Source organism: Brevibacterium luteolum (genome assembly GCF_025147615.1).
Taxonomy (GTDB): domain Bacteria; phylum Actinomycetota; class Actinomycetes; order Actinomycetales; family Brevibacteriaceae; genus Brevibacterium; species Brevibacterium luteolum.
The window spans coordinates 22,388-48,738 of the sequence record NZ_JALXPM010000004.1; the positions used below are offsets into that span (position 1 = coordinate 22,388).

At 67.3% G+C, this 26,351-nt stretch carries 24 protein-coding genes, 1 tRNA gene, 1 other RNA gene and 1 riboswitch; of the genes, 12 read left to right on the top strand and 14 right to left on the bottom strand.

Annotated features, from left to right (window positions below; genetic code table 11):
• The first annotated feature begins 151 nt into the window (after window positions 1-151).
• Window positions 152-2,002, top strand: a complete 1,851-nt coding sequence (locus M3C25_RS01765; RefSeq protein WP_259854773.1) for a BCCT family transporter — start codon at window positions 152-154, stop codon at window positions 2,000-2,002.
• Between the two features lie 105 nt (window positions 2,003-2,107).
• Here the strand turns inward: M3C25_RS01765 and M3C25_RS01770 are convergent, their stop codons facing one another.
• The 5 genes from M3C25_RS01770 to M3C25_RS01790 form a co-directional block, all read right to left on the bottom strand.
• A complete protein-coding gene (locus M3C25_RS01770) occupies window positions 2,108-2,620 on the bottom strand; it encodes a GyrI-like domain-containing protein (protein WP_259854718.1) in 513 nt (170 codons plus the stop codon).
• A gap of 175 nt (window positions 2,621-2,795) precedes the next feature.
• Window positions 2,796-3,410, bottom strand: a complete 615-nt coding sequence (locus tag M3C25_RS01775) for a sarcosine oxidase subunit gamma (protein WP_102161164.1) — start codon at window positions 3,408-3,410, stop codon at window positions 2,796-2,798.
• Window position 3,411: 1 nt separating this feature from the next.
• Complete coding sequence (locus M3C25_RS01780; protein WP_259854719.1) at window positions 3,412-6,492, bottom strand: 2Fe-2S iron-sulfur cluster-binding protein; 3,081 nt, start codon at window positions 6,490-6,492, stop codon at window positions 3,412-3,414.
• Complete coding sequence (locus M3C25_RS01785) at window positions 6,489-6,845, bottom strand: sarcosine oxidase subunit delta (protein WP_102161160.1); 357 nt, start codon at window positions 6,843-6,845, stop codon at window positions 6,489-6,491. Before M3C25_RS01785 ends, M3C25_RS01780 begins: the two co-directional genes overlap by 4 nt.
• Before the next feature lie 26 nt (window positions 6,846-6,871).
• Window positions 6,872-8,095 carry a sarcosine oxidase subunit beta family protein gene (locus M3C25_RS01790; RefSeq protein WP_259845716.1) on the bottom strand — a complete coding sequence of 408 codons (1,224 nt, stop codon included), beginning with the start codon at window positions 8,093-8,095 and terminating at the stop codon, window positions 6,872-6,874.
• A gap of 190 nt (window positions 8,096-8,285) precedes the next feature.
• Between M3C25_RS01790 and M3C25_RS01795 the strand changes: the two genes are divergently transcribed.
• The 3 genes from M3C25_RS01795 (at window position 8,286) to M3C25_RS01805 (ending at window position 10,446) form a co-directional block, all read left to right on the top strand.
• Window positions 8,286-8,969, top strand: a complete 684-nt coding sequence (locus M3C25_RS01795) for a GntR family transcriptional regulator (protein WP_259845717.1) — start codon at window positions 8,286-8,288, stop codon at window positions 8,967-8,969.
• A 142-nt stretch (window positions 8,970-9,111) separates the two neighbouring features.
• Window positions 9,112-9,648, top strand: coding sequence for a type 1 glutamine amidotransferase domain-containing protein (locus M3C25_RS01800; RefSeq protein ID WP_170273133.1), 537 nt, complete (start codon window positions 9,112-9,114; stop codon window positions 9,646-9,648).
• Between the two features lie 186 nt (window positions 9,649-9,834).
• Window positions 9,835-10,446: a PepSY domain-containing protein gene (locus tag M3C25_RS01805; protein ID WP_259854720.1), complete on the top strand. Its 612-nt coding sequence runs from the start codon at window positions 9,835-9,837 to the stop codon at window positions 10,444-10,446.
• A gap of 112 nt (window positions 10,447-10,558) precedes the next feature.
• Here M3C25_RS01805 and M3C25_RS01810 read toward each other — a convergent pair whose 3' ends face one another.
• Window positions 10,559-11,029, bottom strand: coding sequence for an SRPBCC family protein (locus M3C25_RS01810; protein WP_259854722.1), 471 nt, complete (start codon window positions 11,027-11,029; stop codon window positions 10,559-10,561).
• 129 nt (window positions 11,030-11,158) lie between these two features.
• Window positions 11,159-11,500 carry a cupin domain-containing protein gene (locus M3C25_RS01815; RefSeq protein ID WP_102161149.1) on the bottom strand — a complete coding sequence of 114 codons (342 nt, stop codon included), beginning with the start codon at window positions 11,498-11,500 and terminating at the stop codon, window positions 11,159-11,161.
• A gap of 46 nt (window positions 11,501-11,546) precedes the next feature.
• Between M3C25_RS01815 and M3C25_RS01820 the strand changes: the two genes are divergently transcribed.
• Entirely contained in the window at window positions 11,547-12,098 is a 552-nt protein-coding gene (locus M3C25_RS01820) for a GNAT family N-acetyltransferase (protein WP_259793799.1), read from the top strand.
• A gap of 125 nt (window positions 12,099-12,223) precedes the next feature.
• Here the strand turns inward: M3C25_RS01820 and M3C25_RS01825 are convergent, their stop codons facing one another.
• Complete coding sequence (locus M3C25_RS01825) at window positions 12,224-14,305, bottom strand: vWA domain-containing protein (RefSeq protein ID WP_259854724.1); 2,082 nt, start codon at window positions 14,303-14,305, stop codon at window positions 12,224-12,226.
• Between the two features lie 314 nt (window positions 14,306-14,619).
• On the opposite strand from M3C25_RS01825, the gene M3C25_RS01830 reads away from it, so the two are divergent.
• Together M3C25_RS01830 and M3C25_RS01835 are read left to right on the top strand one after the other, a co-directional pair.
• Complete coding sequence (locus M3C25_RS01830) at window positions 14,620-15,684, top strand: polysaccharide deacetylase family protein (protein WP_259854725.1); 1,065 nt, start codon at window positions 14,620-14,622, stop codon at window positions 15,682-15,684.
• Between the two features lie 51 nt (window positions 15,685-15,735).
• Entirely contained in the window at window positions 15,736-16,245 is a 510-nt protein-coding gene (locus M3C25_RS01835; protein ID WP_259854726.1) for a hypothetical protein, read from the top strand.
• A gap of 165 nt (window positions 16,246-16,410) precedes the next feature.
• On the opposite strand, the gene M3C25_RS01840 is transcribed toward M3C25_RS01835, so the two are convergent.
• The 3 genes from M3C25_RS01840 to M3C25_RS01850 form a co-directional block, all read right to left on the bottom strand.
• The gene (locus M3C25_RS01840) at window positions 16,411-16,998 is read right to left on the bottom strand and encodes a peroxidase-related enzyme (protein ID WP_259854727.1); all 588 of its coding nucleotides are present in this window, start codon (window positions 16,996-16,998) and stop codon (window positions 16,411-16,413) included.
• Between the two features lie 66 nt (window positions 16,999-17,064).
• Complete coding sequence (locus tag M3C25_RS01845; protein WP_259793784.1) at window positions 17,065-17,706, bottom strand: hypothetical protein; 642 nt, start codon at window positions 17,704-17,706, stop codon at window positions 17,065-17,067.
• Between the two features lie 355 nt (window positions 17,707-18,061).
• The gene (locus M3C25_RS01850; protein WP_259854728.1) at window positions 18,062-18,904 is read right to left on the bottom strand and encodes an SDR family oxidoreductase; all 843 of its coding nucleotides are present in this window, start codon (window positions 18,902-18,904) and stop codon (window positions 18,062-18,064) included.
• 234 nt (window positions 18,905-19,138) lie between these two features.
• Here M3C25_RS01850 and M3C25_RS01855 point away from each other — a divergent pair, with 234 nt between their 5' ends.
• Window positions 19,139-19,528 (top strand): hypothetical protein, encoded by a 390-nt coding sequence (locus M3C25_RS01855; RefSeq protein WP_170273123.1) that lies wholly within the window; start codon window positions 19,139-19,141, stop codon window positions 19,526-19,528.
• Between the two features lie 45 nt (window positions 19,529-19,573).
• Here the strand turns inward: M3C25_RS01855 and M3C25_RS01860 are convergent, their stop codons facing one another.
• On the bottom strand, window positions 19,574-20,281 hold the full coding sequence (locus M3C25_RS01860; RefSeq protein WP_170273122.1) for a DUF1345 domain-containing protein: 708 nt from the start codon (window positions 20,279-20,281) through the stop codon (window positions 19,574-19,576).
• Between the two features lie 382 nt (window positions 20,282-20,663).
• On the opposite strand from M3C25_RS01860, the gene M3C25_RS01865 reads away from it, so the two are divergent.
• A complete protein-coding gene (locus tag M3C25_RS01865; RefSeq protein ID WP_170273121.1) occupies window positions 20,664-21,104 on the top strand; it encodes a hypothetical protein in 441 nt (146 codons plus the stop codon).
• A gap of 604 nt (window positions 21,105-21,708) precedes the next feature.
• Here M3C25_RS01865 and M3C25_RS01870 read toward each other — a convergent pair.
• A tRNA-Ser gene (locus M3C25_RS01870) sits at window positions 21,709-21,793 on the bottom strand.
• Between the two features lie 277 nt (window positions 21,794-22,070).
• Between M3C25_RS01870 and M3C25_RS01875 the strand changes: the two genes are divergently transcribed.
• Complete coding sequence (locus M3C25_RS01875; protein WP_259854731.1) at window positions 22,071-23,561, top strand: peptidoglycan recognition protein family protein; 1,491 nt, start codon at window positions 22,071-22,073, stop codon at window positions 23,559-23,561.
• Between the two features lie 203 nt (window positions 23,562-23,764).
• Here the strand turns inward: M3C25_RS01875 and M3C25_RS01880 are convergent, their stop codons facing one another.
• Window positions 23,765-24,397 carry a TenA family protein gene (locus tag M3C25_RS01880; RefSeq protein ID WP_259854736.1) on the bottom strand — a complete coding sequence of 211 codons (633 nt, stop codon included), beginning with the start codon at window positions 24,395-24,397 and terminating at the stop codon, window positions 23,765-23,767.
• Window positions 24,386-24,490: riboswitch (TPP riboswitch) on the bottom strand. (Overlaps the previous gene by 12 nt.)
• A gap of 82 nt (window positions 24,491-24,572) precedes the next feature.
• On the opposite strand from M3C25_RS01880, the gene ffs reads away from it, so the two are divergent.
• Window positions 24,573-24,668: signal recognition particle sRNA small type (gene ffs, locus M3C25_RS01885), an RNA gene on the top strand.
• Window positions 24,669-24,874: 206 nt separating this feature from the next.
• Window positions 24,875-26,347: a L,D-transpeptidase gene (locus tag M3C25_RS01890; protein WP_259854737.1), complete on the top strand. Its 1,473-nt coding sequence runs from the start codon at window positions 24,875-24,877 to the stop codon at window positions 26,345-26,347.
• Window positions 26,348-26,351: the final 4 nt, after the last annotated feature.

Below are 26,351 nucleotides of genomic sequence, written 5' to 3' on the forward strand. Positions count from 1 at the left end.
CTCCGATAGGCGACCCGATTCCACCGACTCGACCGGCACCTCGGGCAACGAAACCTCAGGCAACGGCACCTCGGGCAGCACCGGGGCCACCGCCTCGGGCACGGTGTCAGGCGGGAAGACGACGACCGCCGTCGAAGCGGCTCCTGCGCACCTGCGCGAGGACGTCCGCGACGCCGAGGAGCTGCGGCTGCCGGACTACCTGCAGATCGAGGAGGACGACGCCGACTCGCGGATCGCGGCCAAGCTCATGGCCCAGGGCGTGCGGCTGAATAAGAACGGCCTCATCGCACCGGCCGTGTTCTGGCCCTCGATCCTGCTCATCGGCCTCATCGCGGTGCTGGCGATCCTGTTCCAGGACACCACCGGCAAGGTGCTCACCAGTATGAACAGCTGGATCGTGCACAACCTCGGCTGGTACTACATGCTCGTCATCGGCGGGTTCGTGTTCTTCTCGATCGGCATCGGGGTCTCGAAGTTCGGCAAGATCCGGCTTGGCGACGACGGTGAGGAGCCGGAGTTCGGGCTGCTGTCGTGGTTTGCGATGCTCTTCGCTGCCGGTATGGGCATCGGCCTGGTGTTCTACGGTGTCGGCGAGCCGCTGACCTATGCGACGACCACGCCCAAACCGGGCTGGCCGACCGACGGAGTCGAGCAGCAGCATCTGGCGATGGCGCAGACGTTCATCCACTGGGGCCTGCACCCGTGGTCGATCTATGCCGTCATCGGCCTTGCACTGGCCTACGCCATCCACCGGCGGGGCCGTCCGGTCTCGATCCGCTGGGCACTCGAGCCCCTCCTCGGCGACCGCGTGCGCGGCTGGGCCGGTGACCTCATCGACATCCTCGCCGTGTTCGGCACCGTCTTCGGCATCGCCACCTCGCTGGGCCTGGGCGTCCAGCAGATCTCCTCGGGTCTGCAGGAGATCGGCGTCGTCGACACCGTCGACAACACCTTCCTCATCATCCTCATCACCGGCATCACCTTCCTGGCCACCCTGTCGGTGGTCTCAGGTGTGGGCGCAGGCATCAAGTGGCTGTCGAACATCAACCTGTCCGTCGCCGGCCTGCTGCTCATCGCCGTGCTCATGCTCGGGCCGACGCTGTTCCTGTTCGAGAACTTCATCGAGTCCCTCGGTGTGTACCTGGCGAACTTCTTCAACCTCACCTTCGATGCCGGTGCCTTCACCGGCGCTGAGGGCGCAGAATGGAATTCGGCGTGGACCATCTTCTACTGGGGCTGGTGGATCTCCTGGGCGCCGTTCGTCGGCGTGTTCATCGCCCGGATCTCGCGTGGGCGCACCGTGCGCGAATTCATCGTCGGTGTGCTCGTGGTGCCCTCGCTCGTCGGCTTCTTCTGGTTCTCCGTGCTCGGCGGCGCCGGTATCCACCAGGAGCTGTTCGGCTCCGGCGGACTCGTCGACCCGGAGGAGGGCGTGGTCGCTGAGAAGGCGCTGTTCGACGTGCTCTCCGGGCTGCCGATGGGTGCGATCATGTCCGTCCTGGCGATCATCCTGGTGACGGTCTTCTTCATCACCTCATCGGACTCCGGATCGCTCGTCGTCGACATGCTCGCCTCCGGCGGACACCCGAACCCACCGATGTGGTCGCGCATCCTCTTCTGCGTGCTCGAAGGCGCTATCGCCATCGGCCTGCTGCTGGCAGGCGGTCTGGAGGCGCTGCAGGCGGCATCCCTTGCCACAGCGCTGCCGTTCTCAGTCGTGCTCATCCTCATCGCGCTGGCCACAGTGCAGGCGTTCCGCAAGGAAGACGCCCGCCAGGTCGCGATCAAGCGCATCATCGAGAGCAAGCAGATGTCGGAGTACCTCACTGATGAATTCGACGATGTGCTCGGCGACAAGGTCGATCACCGCGTCGACAACCGCATCGACTACCGGCTCTCAGCGACGAAGAATCTCTTCACCCGCAGCCGAAGCGACCGGGAGCAGTCCGACGTCGCCCGCCGGGCCGGTGAGGCCAGCTCTCGGCAGCCGGGCGAGCGGTGAGCTCCGAACGATGACCTCCGCCATCCGCGCGGCACGCCCCGCACAGCTCCGGCTGTGCGGGGCGTGTTCGTGTCCGGGCAGGCGGCAGGAGTGGACCGGGTGCGCTCAGTCGCGGACGACGGGGACGGCGAGCCCGGTGACGAGTGTGGCCGGGTCGGTGTCCGGGGTCGGCTCCGTGTCGTAGGCCTCCCAGCAGGGCATGGCCAGTGAGTAGCCGTCATCGACGAGGGTCTGCGTGAACTGCTGCCATGCCTGGCCGAGCTGGTCATAGGGTCCGGTGTGCTTCGTCACCGCCAGCTGACAGGCCGGGAGCTCGGATGGTTCGATCCGCACCGCGCCGGTGATGAGCGGGCCGCCGAGTGGGGAGACGAGCGGGAACCCGGCTTCGAGGTCGAACGGCGGCAGCTGGCCGGTCTCCTCGGGAACCATGGCGGTGTCGTAGCGGCAGAAGGCAGGTCCTGCCGGGGTGATGTCGCCGTTCTCGATCGCCTGGGTCAGGGCGGCGAACGTCTCATCCATAAAGGCGGCGATCTCGGCGACCTCCAGCCCTTCGGCACGGACGACAGCGGTGGGGCTGCCGGGGAAGTCGATGATCTCTGGGGTCGTGATGTCCGCCATGGCAGCCCTCTCATCAGGCATCGGCGTTCCGGCCAGCGCTGCATGCACAAGCCGCAGGGAGCCCGCTGTTGGGGCGGGGTTCCCTGCGGCTGATGCTGCCGGGCGCCGAGGCGGCTCGTCCCGGAAGAGTTTCCGGCTGGGTGCGTCTCCGGCTCGGAGGGTTCCTGGCTGCCGGTCAGCCGGCGTTCTGGTACTCCTCCATCGCGTCGAGCAGCCACGTGACAACGGAGTCGGCGAACGAGGAGCGCGGCAGGATCCGCCACGTCTCCTCCCCTGTCTTGTGCAGGATCACCTGGGTCTGAGCGAAATTCGTCGCAACAGCCGTGCCGGCGGGGAACATCCTCGGGTGCAGGTCGATCGTCGCTGACGATTCGAGGATGTCCCGAGCGGCCGGGCCTGACAGTTCGAGGGTCGTGCGGTTGGCTGAGACATCGAGGACGTTACCGGAAGCAGAACCGGCATGGGCCATGATCGTCTCCGCCACCTCGGCGGCGGCAGTGAGCGACTCATCGTCAAGCACCGCGAGGAACTCATCGGGACTCAGCCAGCAGGTCGTGGCACGTTCGCTCACCGTCACCTGTTTGACCGCGGCCGGCAGGCGGCCGACCTCGGCCTCGACGACGGCGGCCATCGGGGAGCCGGGTTCAGCGCGGATCGCCAGCATCTGTGCGAACGGGATTTCGCGCAGGCGCACCGCCTCACTCGATCCGGCGGCCATGTCGGCGTGGCGGTGCTCGGCTGGGCTGACCGGCCGCAGCTGCGGGGTCGTGGTCTCAGCTGTCGTCGTCATCTCAGCTCACTCCTTCCACGCCGTCGCGGCGCGCGTTCTCGGGATCGAACACGATCGTCTCGGCCACCTCGGCAGGCGCGAACCGGCCGCCGAAGCTCGCCACGACGGTCTGGCCGATGCGGTCGCGGCCGCCCTTGACGAGGGCGAGGGCGAAGCTGCGGCCGATCGCCTGGGACATGTAGCTCGACGTCACCTGCCCGAGCATCGGGATCGGCGATTTTGAGTCAGCCCGGCCCTGGGAGGTGATGATCGCCTCGGCGGCCGGCGCGTCGTCCTCGGCGATGATCTGCGCGCCCTCCGGGAGCACGAGCTCGCGGTCCACCGGCAGCAGCGCAACGAGGTGCTTGCGGTTGGGGTCGTGGTTGAAGGCGCGGGCGAAGGAGCGGCTGCCGACGAACTCCTTGCGCGTCGAGACTGCCCAGCCCATGCCGAGGTCGTGCGGGCTGACGGTGCCGTCGGTGTCCTGCCCGACGATCGGGAAGGCCTTCTCGGCGCGCAGCACGTGCATCGTCTCGGTGCCGTAGGGGGTGATGCCGAACTCCTCACCGGCGGCTTCGACGAGTTCAGCGACCGCGCGACCGTACCAGGCCGGCACGTTGATCTCGAAGGCGAGCTCACCGGAGAAGGTGATCCGGCAGACCCGCGCCTCGATCGAGTCGCCGTCCTGACCGGCAGCTCCGGTGCTGGGGACGTGCAGGCGGGCGGTGCGGAACTCCATGAACCCGAAGGCCTCCCGGCTGACATCGAGGTCGGGGAACAGCTTGGCCACGGCCCTGCGCGACAACGGCCCGGCCACTGCGATCGTCGCCCACTGCTCAGTCACCGAGGTGATCGTTACGTCGAGTTCGGGCCATTCGGTCTGCGCGTACTCTTCGAGGTGTTCGAGGATGTGGGCGGCATTGCCGGTCGTCGTCGACATGAAGTACCGGTCCTCGGCCAAGCGCAGTGAGACGCCGTCGTCGATGACCACCCCTTCGGGGCCGCACATGAGCCCGTAGCGGCCCTTGCCGACGGCGAGCTTGAGGAACCCGTTGGTGTACATTCGGTTGAGGAACTCCGGGGCGTCGGCGCCTCGGATCTCGATCTTGCCGAGTGTCGAGGCGTCCTGGAAGCCGACCCGCTCACGCACGGCCGCGCATTCACGTGCGACGGCAGCGTCCATGTCCTCACCGTCGCGGGCGAAGAAACGGGCGCGCTTCCACTGCCCGACGTCTTCGAACACGACGCCGCGCTCAAGGGCCCAGAAGTGAGTGGGCGTGAGCCGTGCCGGATCGTACAGCTCCCCGTGCGAGCGGCCGGCGAGTGCGGCGAAGGACACCGGAGTGTACGGGGCGCGGAAGGTCGTGACGCCGAGCTCGCCGATTCCTGTGCCGAGGGCCTGGGCGATGACCCCGTTCGTCACAACCGAGGACAGGCGGCCCTGCTCGGCACCGGTGGCGATCGAGGTGTAGCGCTTGATGTGCTCGACGTTGCGCATCCCGGCGTTGATCGCCCGGACCGCGTTGCGCACGGATTCGTCGCGCTGCAGGTCGAGGAAGCAGGTGTCGAACTCGACATTCTCATCGGCGCGGTCGCTGCTCGGCAGGCGGGTCGCGCCCAGCCACACCGGGCGGACCTCGCCGCAGGCCTCGCGGCGCTGGCTGTCGGTGACGCCCGTTCCCGAGGCGGTGGCCGGCTCCGTGCCCGAGGCGGTGGCCGGGTCGCCGTGTTCGCGCACCCATGCGGTCGTCGCAGCAGCAGCCGCTCCGGCAGCCGTGCCTTCGGTCAGGCACAGCTCGGTGGTGTAGGTGCCGCAGACGGCGCCGGCCAGGTGCTGATCCCGCACGGGTGTGCTCGGGACGAAGCCGCTGAGGGTCTCGTCCCAGTGCAGGTCCCCGCGGCGCTGTGAGTGCAGGTGCACCGTCGGCGTCCAGCCGCCGGCGAGCAGCAGCAGATCGCAGTCGGTCTCCTGCTGGCTGGCTGCGTCGACAAGCGTGCCGTCGAAAGCACCGAAGCGCAGGCCGGTGACATGCCCGTTATCGCAGTCGCTGAGCGATTCGGTGACCGCGCACCCGCGGTGGACTGTGACGCCGGCGGTCTCGACCGCCTCGGCGGCGGGGTTCGTGCGCGAGTCGATGACCGTCACCTCGGCGCCGGCGGCGGCGAGCGCGGAGGCGAGCGGGTAGGGCGAGTCGTTCGTCGTGGCGATCGTGACCTGGCGGCCGGGCAGGATGCCGAAGCGGTGCAGCCAGCTGGCCGCGGCCGAGGCGAGCATGATGCCGGGCCGGTCGTTGTGGGCGAAGACGAGGGGGCGTTCGAGCGCGCCGGTGGCGAGCACCACCTGGTCGGCGGTGATGTGCCACAGCCGTTGCCGGGACATGCCGGCCGGTGCTCCGTCGAGGTGGTCGCGGCGGGATTCGACGGCGACGAAGTAGTTCGAGTCGAAGGCGCCGACGACGGCGGTGCGGGTGAGCACGCGGCACTCGTCGTAGGTGTCGAGTTCGGCGCGGACGCCTGCGATCCAGGCGGCGGCCGGCTGGCCTTCGATCGTCTCGTCGGAGGAAAGGGCGCGGCCGCCGAGGCGGAAGTCCTGTTCGGCCAGGATCACCCGTGCTCCGGTGCGCGCGGCAGCCCGGGCGGCGGCCAGGCCGGCAGGGCCTGCGCCGACGATGAGCACGTCGGCGAAGGTGCTGCGCTTGTCGTAGCGGGCGATCGTCCGCTTGCCCGGGTCGGCGGATTCGCCTGGGGCGGGCGGGTCCATGAGGCGGCCGAGGCCGGTGAGTGTGCGGGCGGTGATGCCTGGGCTGAGTTCGACGATGGTGGCCTGGCGCATCGTCTCGGTGACCCCGTCGATGGTGGTCTCGACGTAGGCGTTGGGCTCAGCAGTGCCGTCGGTGAAGATGCCGCGCGGCCGCGACCGGTACAGCGAGTCACCGCAGCGGGTGCGGCCTGCGGAGATGAGCGCAGAGGCCAGCGTGTCACCCGCGAGGCCGGTGATCGTCTCACCGTCGATCTCGAAGCTGATGGGGGTGTCGATATCGATGCCGGCTCCCGGCAGGCGGGTGCCGGGCTGGCCGCTGTTGGCGTATGGTGTGCGGGTCATGGCTGGCCCTCCTTCCGGGCGGTGTCCGCGCCCGAGGCGAGCGGCGCCTCGGCGGTGGTGGTGACGTGGGCATCGGTGCTGGCTTCCGGGGCGATGGCCCCGGCACGCGGGGTGGAGGTGAACTCATTGGTCACGGTGTTGCGGGTGACGGTGAGCCATTTGCGGCAGCCGGCGGCGTGGACCCAGCGTTCGGCGAAGTCCCCGCGCGGGTTGTCGCGGTAGAAGAGGAACTGGGCCCAGTCGGTATCCGGCAGGTTCGCGGCATCGGCCGGGTAGGCGACGTCGGCTTGGCCACCGTAGTGGAACTCGGTCTCCATCCGGGGACCGCAGTGGGGGCAGTCGATGATGAGCATGGTGTCTCCTGAGGTCTGCGATCCGGTCAGTGGGCGACGCCGGCTGCGCCGTGTTCGTCGACGAGGGCGCCGGTGTCGAAGCGCTCGAGGCTGAACGGGGCGTTGAGCTCATGCGGCTGGCCGGTGGCGATCGTGTGGGCGTAGACGTACCCGGCGCCCGGGGTGCCCTTGAAACCGCCGGTGCCCCAGCCGCAGTTGACGTAGAGATTGTCGACCGGGCTGAGCCCGACGACCGGGGAGGCGTCCATCGTGACGTCGACGTTGCCGCCCCAGGCGCGCAGCAGGTGGGCGCGGGCGAAGATCGGGAACAGCTCGACGGCGGCGGCCATCTGGTGTTCGATGACGTGGAAGGACCCGCGCTGGCCGTAGCCGTTGTAGGCATCGACACCGGCACCCATGACGAGTTCGCCCTTCTGCGCCTGGGAGACGTAGACATGGACGTGGTTGCTCATCACCACATTGGGGTGAACGATCTCGTGGAGTTCGGACACGAGTGCTTGCAGCGGCCGGGTCTGGATCGGCAGGCGGAAGCCGGCCTGCTCCGCCAGCGTCGAGGAGGCACCGGCGGCAGCGAGGGCGACGGATTCGGCGCCGATGGGCCCGAGGTTGGTCTGTACGCCCTTGACCTGGCCGTGTTCGATGTCGAAGCCGGTGACATCGCAGTTCTGGATGATGTCGACGCCGAGTTCGGAGGCCCGGCGGGCGAATGCCCAGGCGACCCAGTCATGCTTGGCGATCCCGCCTCGGGCCTGGTATGTCGCGCCGAGGACCGGATAGCGCAGATTGTCATCGATGTTGATGATGGGGCAGAGCTCTTTGACCTGCTCGGGTTCGACCCATTCGGCGTCGATGCCGGCCAGCCGGTTGGCCTCGACGCGGCGGACGGAGTCGCGGACCTCCTGCAGGGTGTGGGCGAGGTTGAGCACGCCGCGCTGGTCGAAGAAGATCTCATAGTCGAGTTCGTCTTCGAGGCCCTCCCACAGCTGCATCGAGTGCTCGTAGATCGCAGCCGACTCATCCCACAGGTAATTGGAGCGGATGATCGCGGTGTTGCGGGCCATGTTGCCGCCGGCCAGCCAGCCGCGCTCGAGGACGGCGACGTTGGTGACGCCGTGGTTCTTGGCCAGGTAGTAGGCGGTGGCCAGACCGTGGCCTCCGCCGCCGACGATGATGACGTCGTACCGGCGCTTGGGCTCCGGGCTGCGCCACATGAAGTCCGGATGCGCTGGCAGCACGCGCTGATCGTGCATGGTGCTCCTCTCGCACGCAGTCATCGGCACCGGCGCCTGTGCCGGGCTCAGACACCGTCCCATCACTGCAGGAGACGTCTGATCGACGACTGATATATCAATGTGACACCACGGTAGAATGTGACTAGGATCTCGTCAAGAGGTCCTTTCGCCGCGGTTCGTTCACCGCAGTGCGGCGCGATGAGGGGAGATGCTGATGCCGGAGGCGAGCTCACTGGCCGAGCGGGCCTATGTGCGCCTGCGCGATGCACTCGTGATGCTCGACATCGCCCCAGGTGAGCCGATCCGCGAGGCGAACCTCGCAGCAGAGTTCGGGATCGGCCGCACCCCGTTGCGCGAAGCGCTCAAGCGCCTGGAGAGCGAACACCTCGTCGTCTCGTATCCGCGCCGCGGCACCTTCGCCACGCAGGTCGAGATCGCCGACCTCGTCGACATCTCCGAACTGCGCAGCATCCTCGAGCCCGTCGCCGCACGGCGGGCTGCCGCTTGCCAGGATCCGCAGCTGCGCAGCCAGCTCGCAGCGCTCGCCGCCGAGGCCGCGGCGATCGACACGTCTGGTGCGATCAGAACGGCCGCGGCGGCCGATGCGCGGAGCCTGCTGGAGTTCGACACCCGTGTGCACCGGACGATCTACACTGCCGCCGGCAATCCGCACCTGAGTGAGACGCTCATCCGGCTCGACAGCCTCGCCACCCGCATCTGGTGCGTCCTCGCACTGCGCCTGCGCGGGGTCCCGCAGCACGTCGGCGAGCACGCCGAGCTGCTGGCCGCGATCCTCGACGGCGACGGCGAGCGCGCCGCCGACCTGGCCGCTGAGCACGTCAGCCACTTCGAGACGATGGTGCGCACCGCCCTGGGCACCGGCGGTCTCTGAGCCGGACGATGCGAGCCCACCACCACCTCGGGCACGGGCACCAAGACCTCGGGCACGGGAACCACCGCCTCGGGCATGGAATACTCGCCCGGGCTGCGGCGTTTATGCAGATGTGGATCACACACCCGATGGAAGGAGCACCATGGCCCTGTCCGATAAGAAGGTTGCATTCCTGCTCACACGCGGCGTCGAGCAGGTCGAACTCACCAGCCCGCGCACGGCGCTTGACGAGGCTGGCGCGCAGACATTCATCGTGTCCCCCAGCCAGGGCACTCTGCAGGCGATGGAGGGCGACTGGGAGCACGCCGAGGTCTTCGACGTCGACGTCCCGGTCGCCGATGCAGATGCCGCTGACTACGACATGCTCGTGCTGCCCGGCGGCACGCTCAACGCCGACTCACTGCGCCTTGATGCCGATGCCGGCGCACTCGTCGAGGCATTCTTCGCAGCCGGCAAGCCTGTCGCTGCGATCTGCCACGCTCCCTGGATCCTCGCCCAGACCGGTCTGGCCAAGGGGCGCAGGCTGACCTCGTACGAGTCGCTCAAGGTCGATATGCAGAACGCCGGGGCGACCTGGGAGGACTCCGAACTCGTCGTCGACGGAAACCTCATCACCTCTCGCAACCCCGGTGATCTGGAGGTCTTCAACAAGGCACTCATCGAAGCCCTCTCGAAGTGACGTTCAGCTGCTGACCGGTCCGCCGGCTGCAGCAGTGACTCCGGTGCCCGGGGCAGCGCTTCTGCTGCCCCGGGCACCGTCATGTGCAGCGCAGAACCGCTCGCACGCCGACATCGGCTGCACAAGGCGCCTTGATCCGATGCTGGTATCCTGAAGCCGATCAATCCGCCGACGAAGGAGCACCTTATGCGCAGAGTTCTGGCAGGTATCGCAGCAGTGTCCGTCGCCGCAGTCCTCGCCGGCTGCAGCGGAGGCGACGACGCCATTGATGACAGCCCGACCCAGCCCGCAGGCGCGGAGGCGACCTCCGAGGACACCGGTGGGGACACCTCGGGCGCGGACTCCGGTGACGGCACCCCCAAGGACGCCGACCTGGCCACCCATGAGTTCGCCACCAGCGCCCAGGATGCCATCGACGCCGCCGCCCAAGAGGCCGGCGACGGCACCGTCCACTCCATCGAGATCGATTGGGAGGACGACCACAGCGCTTGGGTCTGGACCGTCGCGACGCTCGTCGACGGCACCGACCACGAGGTCGACATCAACGCCGACACCGGTGAGATCGTCAAGACCGAAGAGGACAGCACCAACGACAAGGAGGAGGCCATCGATCTCAATGATCCGATGACCTTCGAAGAGGCCCGCGACAAGGCCCTTGAGGTGCGTGACGGCCGGATCACGGAATGGTCTTACAGCTGGGACGACAACCGCCTGGAGTACCAGTTCGACATCGAGCAGAACGGCGACTCAGAAGAGGTCACCGTCGACGCCGATACCGGTGAGGTCACCGAGGACTGAGCTGCAGCCATGAGGCCATGAGGCCGCCCCCTGCACGACGATCGCCCGGTCGCTGCGCTGACAGCGACCGGGCGACCCTCATGCGGGGGGGTTCCGCTTCCGAGGCGACCGCTCAGCTTCCGGAGACGGCGGCAGCGAGCTGATTGAGGGAGTCGTCGAGTTCGGCCTCGCTCACGAGCGGGAAGATCGAGGCGAGCTTCTCATCATCGATCTTCGACCAGTCGTAGGTGAGCGTCACCTCGGTCGAGTCGGCACTGAGCGGGCGCAGCTCGTACAGCCACTCCCAGCCGTCCGGGTTGTCTTTGTTCTTCTCCGGAGCCGGCTGCCAGCCGACCATCTTATCGCGGTCGAAGGCGGTGACGTGGTTGTACGTCTGGTAATCCCCACCCATGTGCTCGGCGTGCATGTTCATGACGAACACTTCGCCGACCGCCTGAATGCGATCCGACTTGTCATCTGAGCGCACCATGCCCGAGCCATCGAACTCGTGATGGCGTTCCGGCAGGCTGAGCAGGTCGAAGATCTCCTTGGCCGGGGCATCGATCGTGCGCGTGACGGTGATGTTCGTAGTGTTCTCAGTCATGTCTGCAACTCTGCCAACATTGCCCAGGGAGGACAAGGGACCTGGCGGTCACCTGGAGCGGATTGCCAGGATCTGCTGACCGGCCTGCCAGCACGTCTGCCGGCTGACGGCGTGCTGACCGGCGATGGTTCAGGACTGCAGGCGGCTGCGGTGGATAAGGGTGAGCACAGCGATCGTGTCACGGTCGGCATCAAGCCGATGGGTTTCCTGCGGGATGTCGGCGGTCTCGCCGGAGTCGAGGGCGATCGCTTCACCGGATTCGCCGGTCAGGGTGGCAGCTCCGCGATGGATCGTGATGACTGCCTCACCGGGGTTGGGGTGATCGGACAGCTGCGCGCCAGTGCGCATCGCGATGAGGATACGCACGATTGCGGCATTGTCCGAGGGAATCCGTTTGGTCGCCAGCTTCGTCGGCTCGTCGGCGGCGCGTTCGAGCAGCTCGCTGCCGACGTCGATGATCGAGAAGGACATGACTCCGAGTCTAGACGAGCCCGAACCCCTCCTCTAGGGTGCTGTAATGCCCTTCGCCATCATCACCCCACAGGCCAGTCCGCAGCCCGACGTTGAGCTCGGGGCCGCGATTGCGCGCGTGCACGTCGCCGGATGGCGGGAAGCCTACGGCCACCTGCTGGATGAGCGCTTCTACGACGATGCGGTGTTGGCCACCCGCACCGAGCAGTGGGCACAGTGGCTGACGCAGCCGGAGTCATGTGCGCGCACTCGCCTGGCCATTCGCACAGACGCCGGCACCCCGGTCACGACACCGGGCCTGTTGCCGAGCACCGATGTCATCGGGTTCGCGAGCGTCGGTGAGGCCCGCGACGACGACCGCACCGGCTTGGAGCTGTGGGCGCTGTACATCCTCAGCAGCCACTACGGAACCGGTCTCGGCCAGGCGCTTTTGGATGCGGCGATCGACACTGCGCCGGCCACCCTGTGGGTGGCCGAGGACAATCCGCGCGCCCGCAGCTTCTACGCCCGCAACGGCTTCACACCCGACGGCACCCGCAACGTCGACGCGGCCGCTGATGACCTGGCTGAGATCCGCATGACCCGCGGCCCCCAATGACCTGACAGCCCGGCCGCCTTACCAACCAGTCACCACACAGCTCGGCCACCGCACCAGCGGGCGGAACGCAGGAACCGCCTCGGGCGCCGATCTTGCGGCCCCGAGGCGGTTCGGCGCAGTGCTTGTCAGCCGCCGAGGCGTGCGCGGCGGGTGCGCAGCAGCAGGATCGCCGCCAGCACCGCACCGATGAGCACGATCGCTCCAAGGGCGATGCCGCCCCACGTGAGTGCACTCATCCACACCGACTGGCCACCGCTGGCAGCCTGATCGGCGCCGTCATCATCGGTTTCCCCTGCGCCTTCAGCACCCGGACCGTCGGTCGGGTCGCCGACGACATCCCAGCTCAGCGTGTACTCCCCCGGTGTGCCGAAGGACTCGCCGTGGATGTCTGAGTAGCTGAAGGCGAAGTAGTAGAACCCATCGAAGCTCACCGGTGAGGTCTTGAACTTCGGGTCGTCTTCGCCGTCGAGGTTGCGCGGGTTGACCGGCACCGCGGAGTTGAGCGCCAGTACCGTGGCCTGCCGGCTGCCGGTATAGGCGTGGCCCTCGTCGCCGAAGATGTCCTCCTGGTTGTCGAAGTCGTGTGCACCGGGTTCGCCGGGACGCACCGAGGTGACCTCCTGGCGCAGCGGGTTGAGGATCCACAGGTTCGGGTTGCCCGTCACCGCCTTGTCCTTGCCGGGGACTTCGAAGTCGGCGCGCACGCGGATCTGCTGGCCGTATTTGACCGGCACCTTGAAGTACTGCACCTCGCCGACGTTGATGCTCGAGGTCACCACTGGGTCCGTGAGCTCCGGGGCGGTGCCGAAAGAGGTGCCGCCGCCGAGCGGGCTCGCCTGATGACCGGGTGCGGGCAGGAAGTCGAGCTGCTCCGGGCCGGTCGCGGGCTCCGGGAAGTCATCGGGATCGGTTCCGGGCTGGACGACGAGGTTGAGCTCAAGCGGGAACGGCGTGTCCTTCGTCTGGTCGCTGCCGCCGGTGCGCTCGACGGTGACGATGTAGTCCCCGGCCTCGGTGAAGCAATCGGACCCTTCGACGCGGGCGTTGTCCGGGCCGATCGCACCGGTGTCGATGAAGGCGCTCGGCGGCAGATCGCCGAGGTTCATCGCGCTGGCCAGCGTCGTGTCGTTGCGCATGCAGTACTCGTTCTGCGCAGAGCTCACGACCATCTTCACCGCGTCATAGTCGACCCTGCCGGAGCCCGACCACGGCTGGATCATCGTCGCTGAGAGAAGACCGCGCTGGCCTTCGTCAAGATGGAACCTGTAGCTGCGGACGCCGGTCGACTCGGTGATCTCACCGGAGCCGGTCGGCAGGCTGTCGAGGTACTGGCCGGGCTGGATGTCGACGGCGGACGCACGGTCCTCACCGCCGGTGATCGGGGTGCCCTGGGCCTCGTAGCCGGTCAGCGCGGTACGCGCAGCGGCTTGCATCGAGGCCTGCAGGCTGGTGGTGTCCTCAGCATCAGCGTAGGTGCCCTGCGTCTCATCGGCGATGCAGGTGAGCTCCTTGCGGGCCTCCTCATCGACGCGCAGGCCGACGGTGTGGATCTTGAGGTCGACGCCGTCCTCGACGAGTTCCTTGGCCACATCGCACGGCGGCGGTGGGGCGCAGGTGTCCTCACCGTCGGACAGCAGCACGATGCCGCCGGATCCGTCGCCGGGTAGCTCGGCGGCGGCCTGCTTCAGCGCTTCGCCGATCGGCGTGTAGCCGGAGGCCTTGATCGAGTCGACCTGCTTCTTCAGCCCATCGGCGTCGATCGGCCCGACCGGGGAGAGCACCTCGATGTCCTTGCATCCGGCGGCCTTCTCCGAATCAGCGCTGCCGGTGTTCATACCATAAGCAGTCAGGCCGACCTGGGCGCTGTCGTTGAGGTTGTCGATGACCTCCTTGGCCGCATCCTTCGCAGCATCCAACCGGGTGGTGCCTTTGTCGTCGACGTCGGCGGCCTTCATCGAGCCCGAACCGTCGATGATGAGCATGATCGGCTGACTGCCGCCGCTGCTGCCTGCAGTCGAACCGCCGGCGGTGGCGGGATCTGCAAGCGGACCAGCCGCTGGAGTGTCCGCGCCCGAGGCGGTGGCCGACTCGGCAGCGGTCGCGTCCGCGGCGCGGTCGACGGTGGTGGCAGCGGAGCCGACGGTCGGGATGCTCAGCGTCAGAGCGCACGCGGCGAGTGCGGCTGCGATGCGAGTGGGCAATCTCATCGGATGTCCTTCGTCTCAGTCGTGGCCTGCCGGCAGCGATGCCGGGCGGGCACAGGATGGGCAGTTGGGAGCCAATGTACCCTGCCCCATCACGCGCTCAGGTGATCGAACGGCGCACCCGTGTGGCAATCTCGTGACACCGCGGTGAAACCCCGATGAACCCGCCCAGGTCCCTGCACATCGGAGGGCATCCCACCGCCGCGCGGCTGGAGCCGAGATGAGAAAGTCGCGGCATGACCGGCCTGGGTCCTCGCATTCGGGGCGAATCGGGAGTTGAATGCGGAGAAGAACGCAACCGCGGAAGGACTTCCCCCATGACTTCGCGTCAGCGACTGGCGACTCTGGCTGCCTGCACCACTGTCGGGCTCGGCGCCCTGACCGTCGCCCCGGCCGCCGCCCACACCCTGCTGCACGACACACACTCGGCACGCACCGTCGCAGCCGGATACGCCGAGACCCACCAAGCCGAGCCGGCCTCCCACTCCACTGCCGAACGCCGCGAGTCCAGGCCGGAGACCGAACCGGAGGCCCGCCTCGGCGACGCCGGTGACAAGCAGCCGGACACGAGCCGACAGCCTGAGCTCACCGCCCCGCAGGAGACCCCGACCCGGCCGCCCGGCGAGCTGGGCGAAAAGGCGCCTGCCGCCTCGGGCGTGGCACCGGGCAAGGCCTATGCGGCCGCCGCCGAGGACTACGCCTACCCTGCTGCGGACGTCAGCCGGTGGCTGCACGAGGGCAGCGAAGCGAAGGGGTACCCGGATGAGAAGATCGTGTTCCTCACCTTCGATGACGGGCCGACGGAGCAGACGACGAAGAACCTGAAGGTGTTGAGCGACCACGACGTGCATGCGACGTTCTTCCAAGTGGGCAAGCAGATCAACAACTCCACAGCGCCGATCGTGCGAGAGGTCATCGACCAGGGCAGCGCGTTGGCGATCCATTCGCACTCGCATGACTACAAGCGGCTGTACCCCGGCAAGCAGGCCGCCGCCGGGCAGATCGGCCGAGACTACGACCGTGCGGTCAAGGCCGTGCGCGGGGTGCTCGGTGAGGACTACGCTTCGACGGCCTACCGGTATCCCGGCGGGCACATGTCGTGGAAGAACATGCAAGCCGCCGATGCGGCACTCGCCGACCGGGGCGCGACGTGGGTCGACTGGTCAACCGTCAACGGCGATGCCGAACCGGCCAGCCGCAGACCCCACGACGTCGCCGGTCAGCTCAAGCGCCTGACCCAGCGCCGGGACGCTGAGAAGAACCCGAACGTCGAGGTCGTACTCATGCACGATGCGAAGAACAAACAGCTGACGACCCAGGCGCTGCCGGCGGTCATCAAGCACTACCAGGACGCCGGCTACCGTTTTGGGATCATCGGTTGAGCATGCTGGTCAGCTGACGGCGGAGGTGCAGGCCGGGCGTAGACTGCGTTCATGCGCTTTGCTGCCCTGACCGCCCGGCTCATCATCCCTGCGATCTGGCTGGGCCTCATCATCGCCATCGACCTCATCGAGGCACCCCTGAAGTTCCAGGCGCCGGGGATCACGATCCCGCTGGGACTGGGCATCGGGCGGCTCGTCTTCACCGCGATGAACAGCGTCGAAGGCGTGCTCGCGATCATGCTCATCGCAGCTGTCGTCATGACCCGGCAGATCCGCCCGGCCTGGACGCTGCTCGCGACGATCACCGGCGTCCTGCTCATCAAGGTCGCCATCGTCCGCCCGCTGCTCAACGCCCGCACCGAAGCGGTCTTGAACGGCACCGGCGCCCCGGGAAGTGCCGTGCATCTGGTCTACATCGCCCTCGATGCGGTGCTGTTCTGTGTGCTCGCCGCCTTCACCTGGGTGCAGGCCCGCACGCTCGTCGCACCGGCTGCCGCAGCCGGTGCGGCACCCCACGCGCAGGGCCCTCAGCCGGCGAGGCATCATATTCGTTCTGCGTGATTGGGCCCTGCCCACCCGCATGTGCCGCGCCCGGCGCTGCTTGCGGGAGCGTGAAGAACGGGTGCGCGATGTCTGTTCAGGACTCGGCGGGTGCTGGGATGTCACCGACAGGGCCGTCACAGACCGGGGCGGCGCCGACTGAGGTGTCACCGGCCGACTGAGGTGTCACCGTTTGTCGCGCGGGATGCGGCCCATGAGGTAGAACTCCGGGTTTGGGGTCATCCCGGTGACAGTGGCCATCCGGTTCGACAGTCCGAAGAACCCGGTGATGGCGGTGATGTCCCAGGCGTCTTCGTCGTCGAACCCGTGGGCGGCCAGGGTCGCGAAGTCGTCATCGCAGATGAGCCACGGGGTCTGCTGGACCTTCATTGCGAAGTCGAGCATCGCCTTCTGCCTGGCGGGGATGTCGGCGTGCCGGTAGTTCAGGGCGACCTGATCGGCGATGTGGGAGTCCTTCTCGAAGATCCGCAGCACCGCCCCGTGGGCGACCACACAGTACAGGCACTTGTTAGCCGCCGAGGTGACCGTGATGATCATCTCCCGATCGGCCTTGGTGAGGTTGCCGGTGTCCTTCTCCATGAGCGCGTCGTAGTAGGCGAAGAACGCGCGGAACTCCGCAGGCCGGCGCGCGAGGTGGACGAAGACGTTGGGCACGAAGCCGGTCTGCTGACCGACCTCTTCGATGCGGGTGCGGATGTCGTCGGGCAGGTCGGTGAGCTCAGCGACAGGATAGCGATCTGTGGTGTGCGTCATACTCACACGATAGGGGCTGCCCGCAGTCTCCGACGCAGCGTCTCAGAGACTCAGCGCAGCAGAGTCTCAGCTCCTCGTTGCCTCAGCCGGCATCATGCCATGCCTGACCCGCCAGCGCTGCACGAGCACGAGGACGAGGCACATGATCGCCAGGCACACCACGGCAGCGAGGAACCATAGGGCCAGGCGCAGCAGTGTCGGCGGGCCGCCGAAGACGGCGATCGCTGCGCCAGCACTGGCAATGCCTGCGATGATCCACACAGGCAGCCCGATCCCGGCGCTCACCCAGCGCGGGAACGCAGCTGCCGCAAGAGGGATCGCTGCGGCCACCGCGACGGCTGTCGTTGTGAGCAGGAAGAGGACGATGATGAGCGCGGCGACAGGTGTCGAGAAGAGCTCGTCGAAGACGCTGCCGGGCACGGCTTCGGCGCCGACGATCGGCTTCCAGGCGAATGCGGCGATGAGACCCATGAGCGCGACCACGACCGTACTGACGGTGAACATCGAGACGAGTCCGTGGAAGCGCACTCCGCGATCCACGCGCTTATCGCCGATGAACACCAGCGGCACGACTGTGCCGAGGAGGCCCAGGAAGATCGCCGCGAAGACTTCCGTGTCCTCGATGATTGTGAGGTCGTTGCCGTGCACGAGCCTGAAGTGCACGCCGACGACGAACACGGTGCCGATGATGAGCCAGATGAGCGCCATTCCCGCACAGTGCCCGTCGTCGGAGATCCAGCGCGGCGGACGCCGATCGGCCGGTTTCGAGCCCGGGGACTTGTCCGGGCGCGGGTGCGGGACTCGCGGCCCGGGTGTCCGGGACCGAGGCGGGGGCTGCGATTGCGGCTGCCCCGGCACCGCCCGCTGAGTCGGGTGACCTGGGCCGGCGTGGGGCGGCCGGTGTCGTGGTGGCGGCTGGTGACCTGGTGGCGGCTGCCAGTTTCCGGGCGGCGGTGGAGGCGGTCCGGGTGGCCGCCCTGGTCCGGGCGGCGGCGGAGGTCCGGGTGGTGGCGGTGGTCCGGGCCGGCGGGGCGGACGCGGCGGGTAGGGCGGATGGCTCATCTCAGGCCTGCCTGCCTGCTGTCGCGGCTCTGGGCTCGGCCGGCTGGCTGCGTCCGGTGAAGGCATCCATCGTGTTGTTGACGCCCAGGACGTTCATGATCTGGTCGAACCAGCCCGCCGGCAGCATCCGCACGAGCGGCAGGGTGCGCACGAACCGGGGCATGATGAGCTGGATGCGCCCGGACTCGATCGCGTCGAGGGTCCGGCCTGCGGCATAGTCCGGGCTGAGGATCGGCAGCAGCCGCGGGAACTTCGTCTTGACGCCAGCGAACATGCCGGTGTCGATGTAGTACGGGCACACGACGAAGGAGTCGACACCGGTGTCGTCCTTGGCCAGTTCGACGCGCAGTGATTCGGCGAAGCCGACGGCGGCGAACTTGCTGGCCGAATAGTCGGTCTGCTTGGCCACCCCGACGAGCCCAGCAGCGCTCGCGATCGTCACCACCAACCCCGATCGGCGGGCGATCATGCCGGGCAGGAACGCCCGCGTCACCCAGTACAGGGCAAGCGTGTTGACGGCGAAGGTCCGCTCGATCTCCTCATCGGCAGCGTCGAGCAGCCGCTTGCCGGTGACGATCCCGGCGTTGTTGACGAGCACATCGACCGTGCCCGTCTGATCGGCGGCGGCGGCGACTGCCTCCCGGTCGGTGACGTCGACGGCGAACGAGAGCGCCTCACCGCCTCGGGCCCGGATCGCCTCGCAGACTTCCGCACCCGAGGCGGGCGAGAGATCCCAGATCACCACCCGGGCGCCGCGGGCGGCAGCACCTTCGGCGAGCAGCCGGCCGATGCCGCTGCCGGCACCGGTGATGAGGACGGTTCTGCCGCTCAAGGGGTGCTTCATCGTGGCCGCCTTCCGCTTCTGGCACTGCATCCGTGCTCAGCGGATGCGCATTGCTGTCCTGCGTCTCAGATTACCGCCGGATCCGGCTCGAATGCCGAACCGCGTGCCGAGCCGGTGGAGGCGGCAGGATAGGATCCTCCCTGTTCACCGGCACTGCGGACAGAAGATGACGACTTGATTCGATGACGACGGAGCAGGCAGTGCCACCCCACCTCACATGTGAAGGACTCTTGCATGACTGCTGCCGTTTCATTCCGCCGCCGGCTCGCTGCCGGGCTCACCGCGATCGCGCTGGCCTCCGGCGCCGCACTGGCCGCACCGGCCCCTGCTGAAGCCGCGAACAAGACGTGCGCGGTGAAGATGTCGAACAGCAAGCCGCGCCAGTACTCGAACACCTCGGTGCAGGTCTCGAAGGTCGGCTCGAAGGCCAAGATCCAGACGGTCGCGCACTACAAGACGACGAAGACGAAGAAGAAGGCGACCGCCTCGACGAAGGGCCGGGCGAACGTCAACTACTACATCTCCGGCGCCACCCCGAACCGCAAGGTCAAGGTCACCGTCACCGCCACGAAGGGCAAGACGAAGTGGACGTGCTCCACGTCGTTCACCCCGCGCAGGAAGTGAGACCCAGCTGCCGCCTCGGGCCCGGTGCCTTAGGCGGCAGCGCCGTCACCGGGACAGGGCGGAGATGACGACCGAGACGATCATCGCGAGCACGAGCGAGTTGAACCCGAAGGCGACGACGACATTGGTGCGCACCTGCCTCCAGGCAGCCTTCGTGCGGATCTGTGCTGAGATGCCCGCGGCCATCGTCGAGGCGAGCACTGCCAGGGTAAGGTAGTCGTCGAACTCCTCGGGCGGTTCGCTGTGGAAGCGGATGTGGCGCCTCTCGACGGCCGGCACGTTGAGGTGCATGTAGGCGGCGGCGAAGGCGAAGACCATGAACACCCAGGAGGCGGCAACGGCGAGGACGCCGAGTGCGAGGTAGAGCAGCGACTGGCGCACCACCTCAGTCTGGGCGAGCACGACGGTGAGGAAGATGGCGAAGGCGGCAGCGGTGACAGCGAAGTTCGTCGCACCACTGAACCCGAAAGCCCGCGCCCACCAGCGGCTCTGCACCCGGACTTCGCGACGCACCTGATCGATGAGCGCCGGTCCGCGCAGAAGCTTGTAGCTCCGTATCGTCCACGTGACGTAGATGAGGACGAAAAGGTTCCAGAACAGCAGGTAGAAGAGGACGACGAGCTCAGTCCGCAGCGATCCGTCCGTCGAGTCTGGGCGCAGCAGGAGGATTCCGGCCGTTTCGATCAGCAGGGTCAGGAGGGTCGCCGCAGCGGTCGAAACGGAGTAGCGGACAACATCGGTCGAAGTCTTCAACGGCTTGCCCTCACTCGGATCGCGGGTTCGGCACTGAGGACAGTGTAGCCAGACAGATGCGGTATGCGGCGGTGATCGGCCGTGACCAGTCCGGGTGCCATAGGATCGATGTGAACTCCGTCACCAGCACTCTGAGACCGGAAAGGCACCGCTCATGCGCCCTGGCACGCCCTCAGTCCTCTCCGCCGCACTCCTGACATCGCTCATGGTGCTGGCTGGTTGCGGCAGCAGTTCGCAGCCACCAGCCGATTCCACTCCAAGCTCTGCCCCCGAGGACACGGCCGGGGAGGATGCGCCTGAGGGTGGCGAGCAACCCGTCGCCGAGGATGCCACGGGCCCAGCGCAGAAGGACGGTGCAGGCACGGGTTCGAAGGCTGATCCCATGTCCGCCGTTGAGCAGAAGGTCGGTGCGGCAGTGGAGTCGGTAATGGGTCGCGGCGCCTGCAGTGAGCGAGAAGAGTTCACTCCCGGCACACCGCTGAGTGAGTGGAGCCGACTCGACGAGGGACCTCAGGATGATGGCCTGTTCGGGCCGCTGGAGGGAGCGCTGGTGGCCGTCGACTGCGTTCGATCGGCCCCGACAGAGATGTATCCCGACGGCAAGGAACGCGTACTGCGGCGCTTCTTCACCGACAGCGCCGATGTCGACTCCGACTTCCACCAGACGATGCCGTCGGTGCAGGGTGACTACGAAGCGGCCTTCTTCACCCATGACGACGAGAAGTGGACGGCGTACACACACCTGGCTGAGCAGAACACCATGGATATCCTGGAGACGAAGCTCGGTGCCGCATTCCACGGACCCGATGACTTCCAGCCCTGATGTGCTGATGCTGAAGTCCCCCGAAGCGTGCTGGTCAGGGGACTTCGCGCTCGGCCGCGACCGCCGATTCGCGCTTTATCAGATGACACTGGCAGCGCTGAAGCCGATGTACGGCCCAGCATCAGGACTGACACGCTCCACCAGCACAAGACGAAGGCCCCTGACCACGTCTTCTCTGGTCAGGAGCCTTCGCCATCGCGCGGAGGATAGGGTGAGTGGTTTCACGACATCGTTCACCCCTACCGCCTAGATCCCGAGTGCACATGTCTCACGAGATCGTTCCAGGCATGTCGCACGTCATCGTTCACGACTCAACCATGGCATTACACGGTGAGGAGATGTCCGCAGCCTTGACCTGCCATTCCCACAGATCCTGTGGCCATTCGGTGGCAAAGCCAGTAATAGCTAGCACAGACAAGCCGCTATGAGCGAGCAACCGCGGAGTACGACCGATACCAGCGAGGGCCGCAGACCGACGCTTTGCGATCGTGTTCGCGCGCAGTTTTCCACAGCGAAACCCGGAACGATGACGCGAGACATCAGCCCCAAAAACAAAAAGAAATCTCGGGACATCGAGTGAACGATGTCCCGAGACTTCACAGCGCGGAGGATAGGGGATTTGAACCCCTGAGGGCGTTAACCCAACACGCGTTCCAGGCGTGCGCCATAGGCCGCTAGGCGAATCCTCCGCAGGAAATCTTACCGGAACCCGAACGTTAAGCGAAATCGAGCCCGCGCGACCGGCGGCGCACCTGTCCTACCGCGCTGCTGCCGCGGACACCGGGGCTCACAGCGCGATTCCCGTCGCAGAGCACGAAGAACTCGATTCGGCAACGACTGCCGACCTCTCGCACCCCTACCCGAGACATCTGGGCGAATGCGTGTCATAGTGGCACACGGCGAGTCCTGCGCATCCAGCGTCGGCGCCGCCGAAATGCCTGTCTTCCCCTTCCTCGAAAGGCATACATGCGCTACATAGCTTCTGCGACTGCGACTGCGACTGCGGTCGCCGCCAGCATGCTGACCGGACTCGGGCTCGCACCGTCCGCCGCCCTCGGCGCGGACCCGCAGCCTGAGATGAACGAAATCGATCTCGCCGAGATCAGCGACGCCGGCATCGGGATCCCCGGTGCCCGCGACCGCTCAGCGGCAGTCGAATCCGCAGCCGCCCAGCAGAGCGCGGATCACTTCTCGTTCCTGCCCTCCCTGCTGCGCGCACCCGCACCCGGGACCAGCGGCACCGCCGCCCTGGCACAGCCGCTCGCCCACCCTGCCAGCGCGACCGGTGCCTCGGCGCCGGACGGCGACTCACCGAGGGATGCGATCCACGGTTCGGCCTCTGACATCACCGAGGACGGCCGCACGATCGCCGCCCTGTCCGATGTCGTCGAGCCAGCCGATGACGCTCCCGGCATCGTCGGGGTCGTGTGGCGCGGGGCAGAGGACGCCGAGGTGGAGATCCGCACCCGCACCCACGGTAAGTGGAGTGCCTGGTCGGGTCTCGACTCCGACAACGACCCCAAGCAGCCCGGCGCCGCGGGCACCGAACCGTACTCGCTGGCCGGGATGGATGCCGCGCAGCTGCGCATCCTCGGCGACGCCACCCCGCACGACGCTCGGATCCTCAGCATCGACCCGAAGCGCTGGAGCGGCGATGAGACCGCCGTTGAGTTCAACACCCCGGTGACCGAGGGCGCTGCCGACAGCGCCGCAGACCAGGCGCCTGCCGCCTCAGGCACGGCTGCGACGATGGCCTACGCACCCGGTGCCGCGGCGGCCCAGACCATCGCCAAGGACAGCGGTGTGAAGGCTCCGAAGATCGAGCACCGCAAGGCGTGGGGTGCCGCGAAGCCGAAGTCGGATCCGGATACGACTGCGAAGGTGCAGGCCGCGGTCGTTCACCACACCGGCGGGTCGAATGACTACACGGCCGAGGACGTTCCGGCGATCCTGCGCGGCATCCAGCACTACCACCAGCAGGGCCGCGGCTGGGATGACATCGGCTACAACATGCTCGCCGATAAGTACGGCCGCCTGTGGGAGGGCCGCGGCGGCGGGCTGAAGAAGAACCCGGTCGGCGCGCACGTGGTCGGCTACAACCAGGGCAGCTTCGGCATCTCGGTCATCGGCAGCTACGGCACGTCCGCGCCCCCGCAGGCCACCCTGGATGCGGTCGATCATGCGATCGCCTGGAAGCTCGCGCTCTCCGGTGTCGATGCCGGCGGCAAGACCACGCTCAAGGGAACGAAGATCAACGTCGTCTCCGGTCACCGGGACCTCGGTCAGACCGACTGCCCAGGCGATGCGCTCTACGGGAAGCTGCCGCAGATGCGCAAGGACATCGCCGAGATCCAGAAGAACGGCGAGCCGGTGAAGAAGGACCCGCTGAAGGAAGAGAAGAAGGGCGAGGAGAAGGGCTCAGGTCTGCAGCCGGGTGCCACCGACCGCAACGCCTGAACCGCGCAGGCTAGCCGACCTCAGGTCACGAACGGGCGGGCTGGAAGTTATCCCCAGCCCGCCCGATCGCTTCGCTGGCACGGTCGGCGAGACCTCCCCGACACACGTCACCGGCTCAGTCGACGCGGCCCTCGTGCCGGTCAGCTGTCGCGGCCCTCATAGGTGACGCCGAAGAAGTCGAGCTCCAGGGCCACCGTGCGCTCTCAGCGGGCGGTGAGCTCCTCGACCCGGCCCGCGGCCTCGGCAGCCGGCCACACCCGGTTGAGCTCGTCGACGAGGAACTGGCACCACGAGCTGAACGCCTCCCCGCGGTGCAGCTCGATCCACTCGGAGTGCACATAGCGTTCAGGCAGCGGGGCGTCGCGCTCACCCCAGTCGAGGTAGAGCCACTCGGCGATGACGAGCATGACGAGCAGGTCTGCGTATTCGGCCTGTGCAACCGCATCGTACATCTCGGCCTGGAACCCGGCTGCCGCGCGCGAAAGCTGCGAGTTCCGCCAGTCGTCCTCGGTCACGCCGAGCTGTGTGAAGGCCTGCTGGAAGTATCCGTCCTCATCGGTTGCGAGCATCCCGAGCTGGGCGGCGAACCGCAGCTTGGAGTCGAGCCGGTCGGCGTGCGCCACACACCCGCCGAGCATCGAGAGGAAGGCGTCGAAGAACTGATAGTCCTGCACGAGGTAGCCAGCCAGCACCGCATCGTCGATGGTGCCTGCGAACAGCTCGTCGACGAAGCGGTGCCCGACTGCGGCGTCCCACTGCCCGGCGCTGTCGCCGAGCCGCAGCCGCCCGGCCGGGGAATCGGCCGCAACGCGAATGGTCGTGTGGATCTGTGTCATGTGATCTCCCTCCGCCGGTATCACCCGGATCAGGTTCGTAGGGTCTGTCTGCGCACTCTCAGTGCCCGCGCGGGCACTCCCCTGTCAACACCCTCACTGTAGCCCGTCTCCCGTGCCCGAGGCGGTGGCCGGCTCAGGCGTTTTTGGTTCGGTCCCTGCCTGGTCTAGACTGTTATGCGGCTCCCCGTGTGGCGTCATCTTGTGAACTCCCCCAGGGCCGGAAGGCAGCAAGGGTAAGCGAGCTCTGGCGGGTGCACGGGGAGTCCTCGCATTCATGCGCTGTCACAATTGCGCAACATCCCCCGGCACTGTTTGCGCAGGTCACATGCCATCTGCTCGCCGATCGGCGGGCTGAGAGCGCGCATTGTTCCACAGCCGTTACATCGCGCTTCCTATATTTGTGCTGTCGCCTTCCCATTCCTGCCCTCGCAGTTCTGCGACTGTGCATCGTCTCCACTGCCATGAGAAAGGTCCCTCATGCTCCGTCGCCGCCCCCTCGTTGCCGGCCTCAGCGTCTCGCTCGCCATCGCCCTCGCCGCCTGCACTGCGACACCCGATGCCGAGCGCCGATCCGCGGCAGCTCCGAGCGCGGACCCGCATCCCGCACCCGAGGTGACGGTCTCGGTCGTCGATGATGACGACGCCTCCCCCACACCCACCTCGGCGACGGGCGCCAGCGGCACACCCGAGGCAGACAGCACCACCGGCGCAGCCGATGCTGATGGTAAGAGCATCGAACTCGACCCCAGCGGGCACTTCGCACTGACCGTGTCCGGCGGCGAATTCACCGAGGTCACCGTCACCGACGCCGACCACCCCGAGGTGAGCGTCGACGGCACCTTCGACTCCGGCGCCCAGGGAAGCGATCCGAGCGCGCCGGCCACCGCCTCGGCGACGGAGACTGAGAGCGCCAACACCGGCGGCAGCGCTTCAGACGCAGACGCGACCCCCAGCGAAGACGACACGCCCAGCGGTGCCAGCACTGACCGCAACAACAGCACTGACAGCGGCGGCGAAGCCGATCCTCAGGGCACCCGCTGGGTCTCCAGCTATGGGCTGGCCGGCAACGCCGAGTACGAGTGGAAGGCGACGACCGTCGCCCCGGATGGCGCCACGCATGAAGCTTCCGGGACGATCACGACGACCGAACCGCAAGGCCGTTCGGCGCGGATCTTCACCGTCATCGGCGATGACCAGGAGGTCGGCGTGGCCGCCCCGATCATCGTGAACATCGGCGCGACCGTGCCCGAGTCCTACCGCGATGACATCGAACACCGGCTGTCCGTGAGAGTCACCGACGAGGACGGCAAGGAGCGCGAGGTCGAGGGCTCGTGGGGCTGGCTCTACGACACCGACGGGATCTCGCGGGTGCACTACCGGCCCAAGGAGTTCTGGCCGGAGCACTCGAAGGTCAAGGTGACAATGGCCCTGGAGGACGTGCCGTTCTCGCAGACGCGCTTCGGTGAGAAGGACGTCTCGCTGGACTTCTCGATCGGCCGTGAGCAGACCACGACCGCCGATGCCAAGACGCACCGGATGATCGTCACCCGCGGAGATGAGACGATCATGGACTACCCCGCCTCGCTCGGCGCGGCACGCTCACCCTCGTTCAACGGCACCCATATCGTCATGTCGAAAGCGGCGAACTACACGATGACCTCGGAGCGCTGGGGGTATTCGACGCCAGTGCGCTGGGCGGTGCGCATCCACAACAACGGCGAGTTCATCCACGGTGCACCGTGGTCGGCCGGCTCACAGGGCTCGGCGAACGTCTCGCACGGCTGCATCAACCTCACCAATGAGCGGGCCAAGGAGTACTACGACTCCGCGATCTACGGCGACCCGGTCATCGTCAAAGGCTCCTCGGTGTCCCTGTCGAAGGAGTCCTCAGACGTCTCCGATTGGGTCTACGACTGGGATGAGTGGCAGGAGCTCTCCGCACTCGACTGAGCGT

Bases quoted from the DNA above. Each gene is read 5' to 3' on its own strand.
- M3C25_RS01850 (WP_259854728.1), bottom strand. From the start codon at position 18,904: ATGAAGCACCCCTTGAGCGGCAGAACCGTCCTCATCACCGGTGCCGGC.
- M3C25_RS01820 (WP_259793799.1), top strand. From the start codon at position 11,547: ATGCCCTTCGCCATCATCACCCCACAGGCCAGTCCGCAGCCCGACGTT.
- M3C25_RS01805 (WP_259854720.1), top strand. From the start codon at position 9,835: ATGCGCAGAGTTCTGGCAGGTATCGCAGCAGTGTCCGTCGCCGCAGTC.
- M3C25_RS01865 (WP_170273121.1), top strand. From the start codon at position 20,664: ATGTCCGCCGTTGAGCAGAAGGTCGGTGCGGCAGTGGAGTCGGTAATG.
- M3C25_RS01810 (WP_259854722.1), bottom strand. From the start codon at position 11,029: ATGACTGAGAACACTACGAACATCACCGTCACGCGCACGATCGATGCC.
- M3C25_RS01825 (WP_259854724.1), bottom strand. From the start codon at position 14,305: ATGAGATTGCCCACTCGCATCGCAGCCGCACTCGCCGCGTGCGCTCTG.
- M3C25_RS01780 (WP_259854719.1), bottom strand. From the start codon at position 6,492: ATGACCCGCACACCATACGCCAACAGCGGCCAGCCCGGCACCCGCCTG.
- M3C25_RS01775 (WP_102161164.1), bottom strand. From the start codon at position 3,410: ATGACGACGACAGCTGAGACCACGACCCCGCAGCTGCGGCCGGTCAGC.
- M3C25_RS01835 (WP_259854726.1), top strand. From the start codon at position 15,736: ATGCGCTTTGCTGCCCTGACCGCCCGGCTCATCATCCCTGCGATCTGG.
- M3C25_RS01840 (WP_259854727.1), bottom strand. From the start codon at position 16,998: ATGACGCACACCACAGATCGCTATCCTGTCGCTGAGCTCACCGACCTG.
- M3C25_RS01815 (WP_102161149.1), bottom strand. From the start codon at position 11,500: ATGTCCTTCTCGATCATCGACGTCGGCAGCGAGCTGCTCGAACGCGCC.
- M3C25_RS01790 (WP_259845716.1), bottom strand. From the start codon at position 8,095: ATGCACGATCAGCGCGTGCTGCCAGCGCATCCGGACTTCATGTGGCGC.
- M3C25_RS01855 (WP_170273123.1), top strand. From the start codon at position 19,139: ATGACTGCTGCCGTTTCATTCCGCCGCCGGCTCGCTGCCGGGCTCACC.
- M3C25_RS01830 (WP_259854725.1), top strand. From the start codon at position 14,620: ATGACTTCGCGTCAGCGACTGGCGACTCTGGCTGCCTGCACCACTGTC.
- M3C25_RS01785 (WP_102161160.1), bottom strand. From the start codon at position 6,845: ATGCTCATCATCGACTGCCCCCACTGCGGTCCCCGGATGGAGACCGAG.
- M3C25_RS01800 (WP_170273133.1), top strand. From the start codon at position 9,112: ATGGCCCTGTCCGATAAGAAGGTTGCATTCCTGCTCACACGCGGCGTC.
- M3C25_RS01890 (WP_259854737.1), top strand. From the start codon at position 24,875: ATGCTCCGTCGCCGCCCCCTCGTTGCCGGCCTCAGCGTCTCGCTCGCC.
- M3C25_RS01880 (WP_259854736.1), bottom strand. From the start codon at position 24,397: ATGACACAGATCCACACGACCATTCGCGTTGCGGCCGATTCCCCGGCC.
- M3C25_RS01795 (WP_259845717.1), top strand. From the start codon at position 8,286: ATGCTGATGCCGGAGGCGAGCTCACTGGCCGAGCGGGCCTATGTGCGC.
- M3C25_RS01845 (WP_259793784.1), bottom strand. From the start codon at position 17,706: ATGGCGCTCATCTGGCTCATCATCGGCACCGTGTTCGTCGTCGGCGTG.
- M3C25_RS01770 (WP_259854718.1), bottom strand. From the start codon at position 2,620: ATGGCGGACATCACGACCCCAGAGATCATCGACTTCCCCGGCAGCCCC.
- M3C25_RS01875 (WP_259854731.1), top strand. From the start codon at position 22,071: ATGCGCTACATAGCTTCTGCGACTGCGACTGCGACTGCGGTCGCCGCC.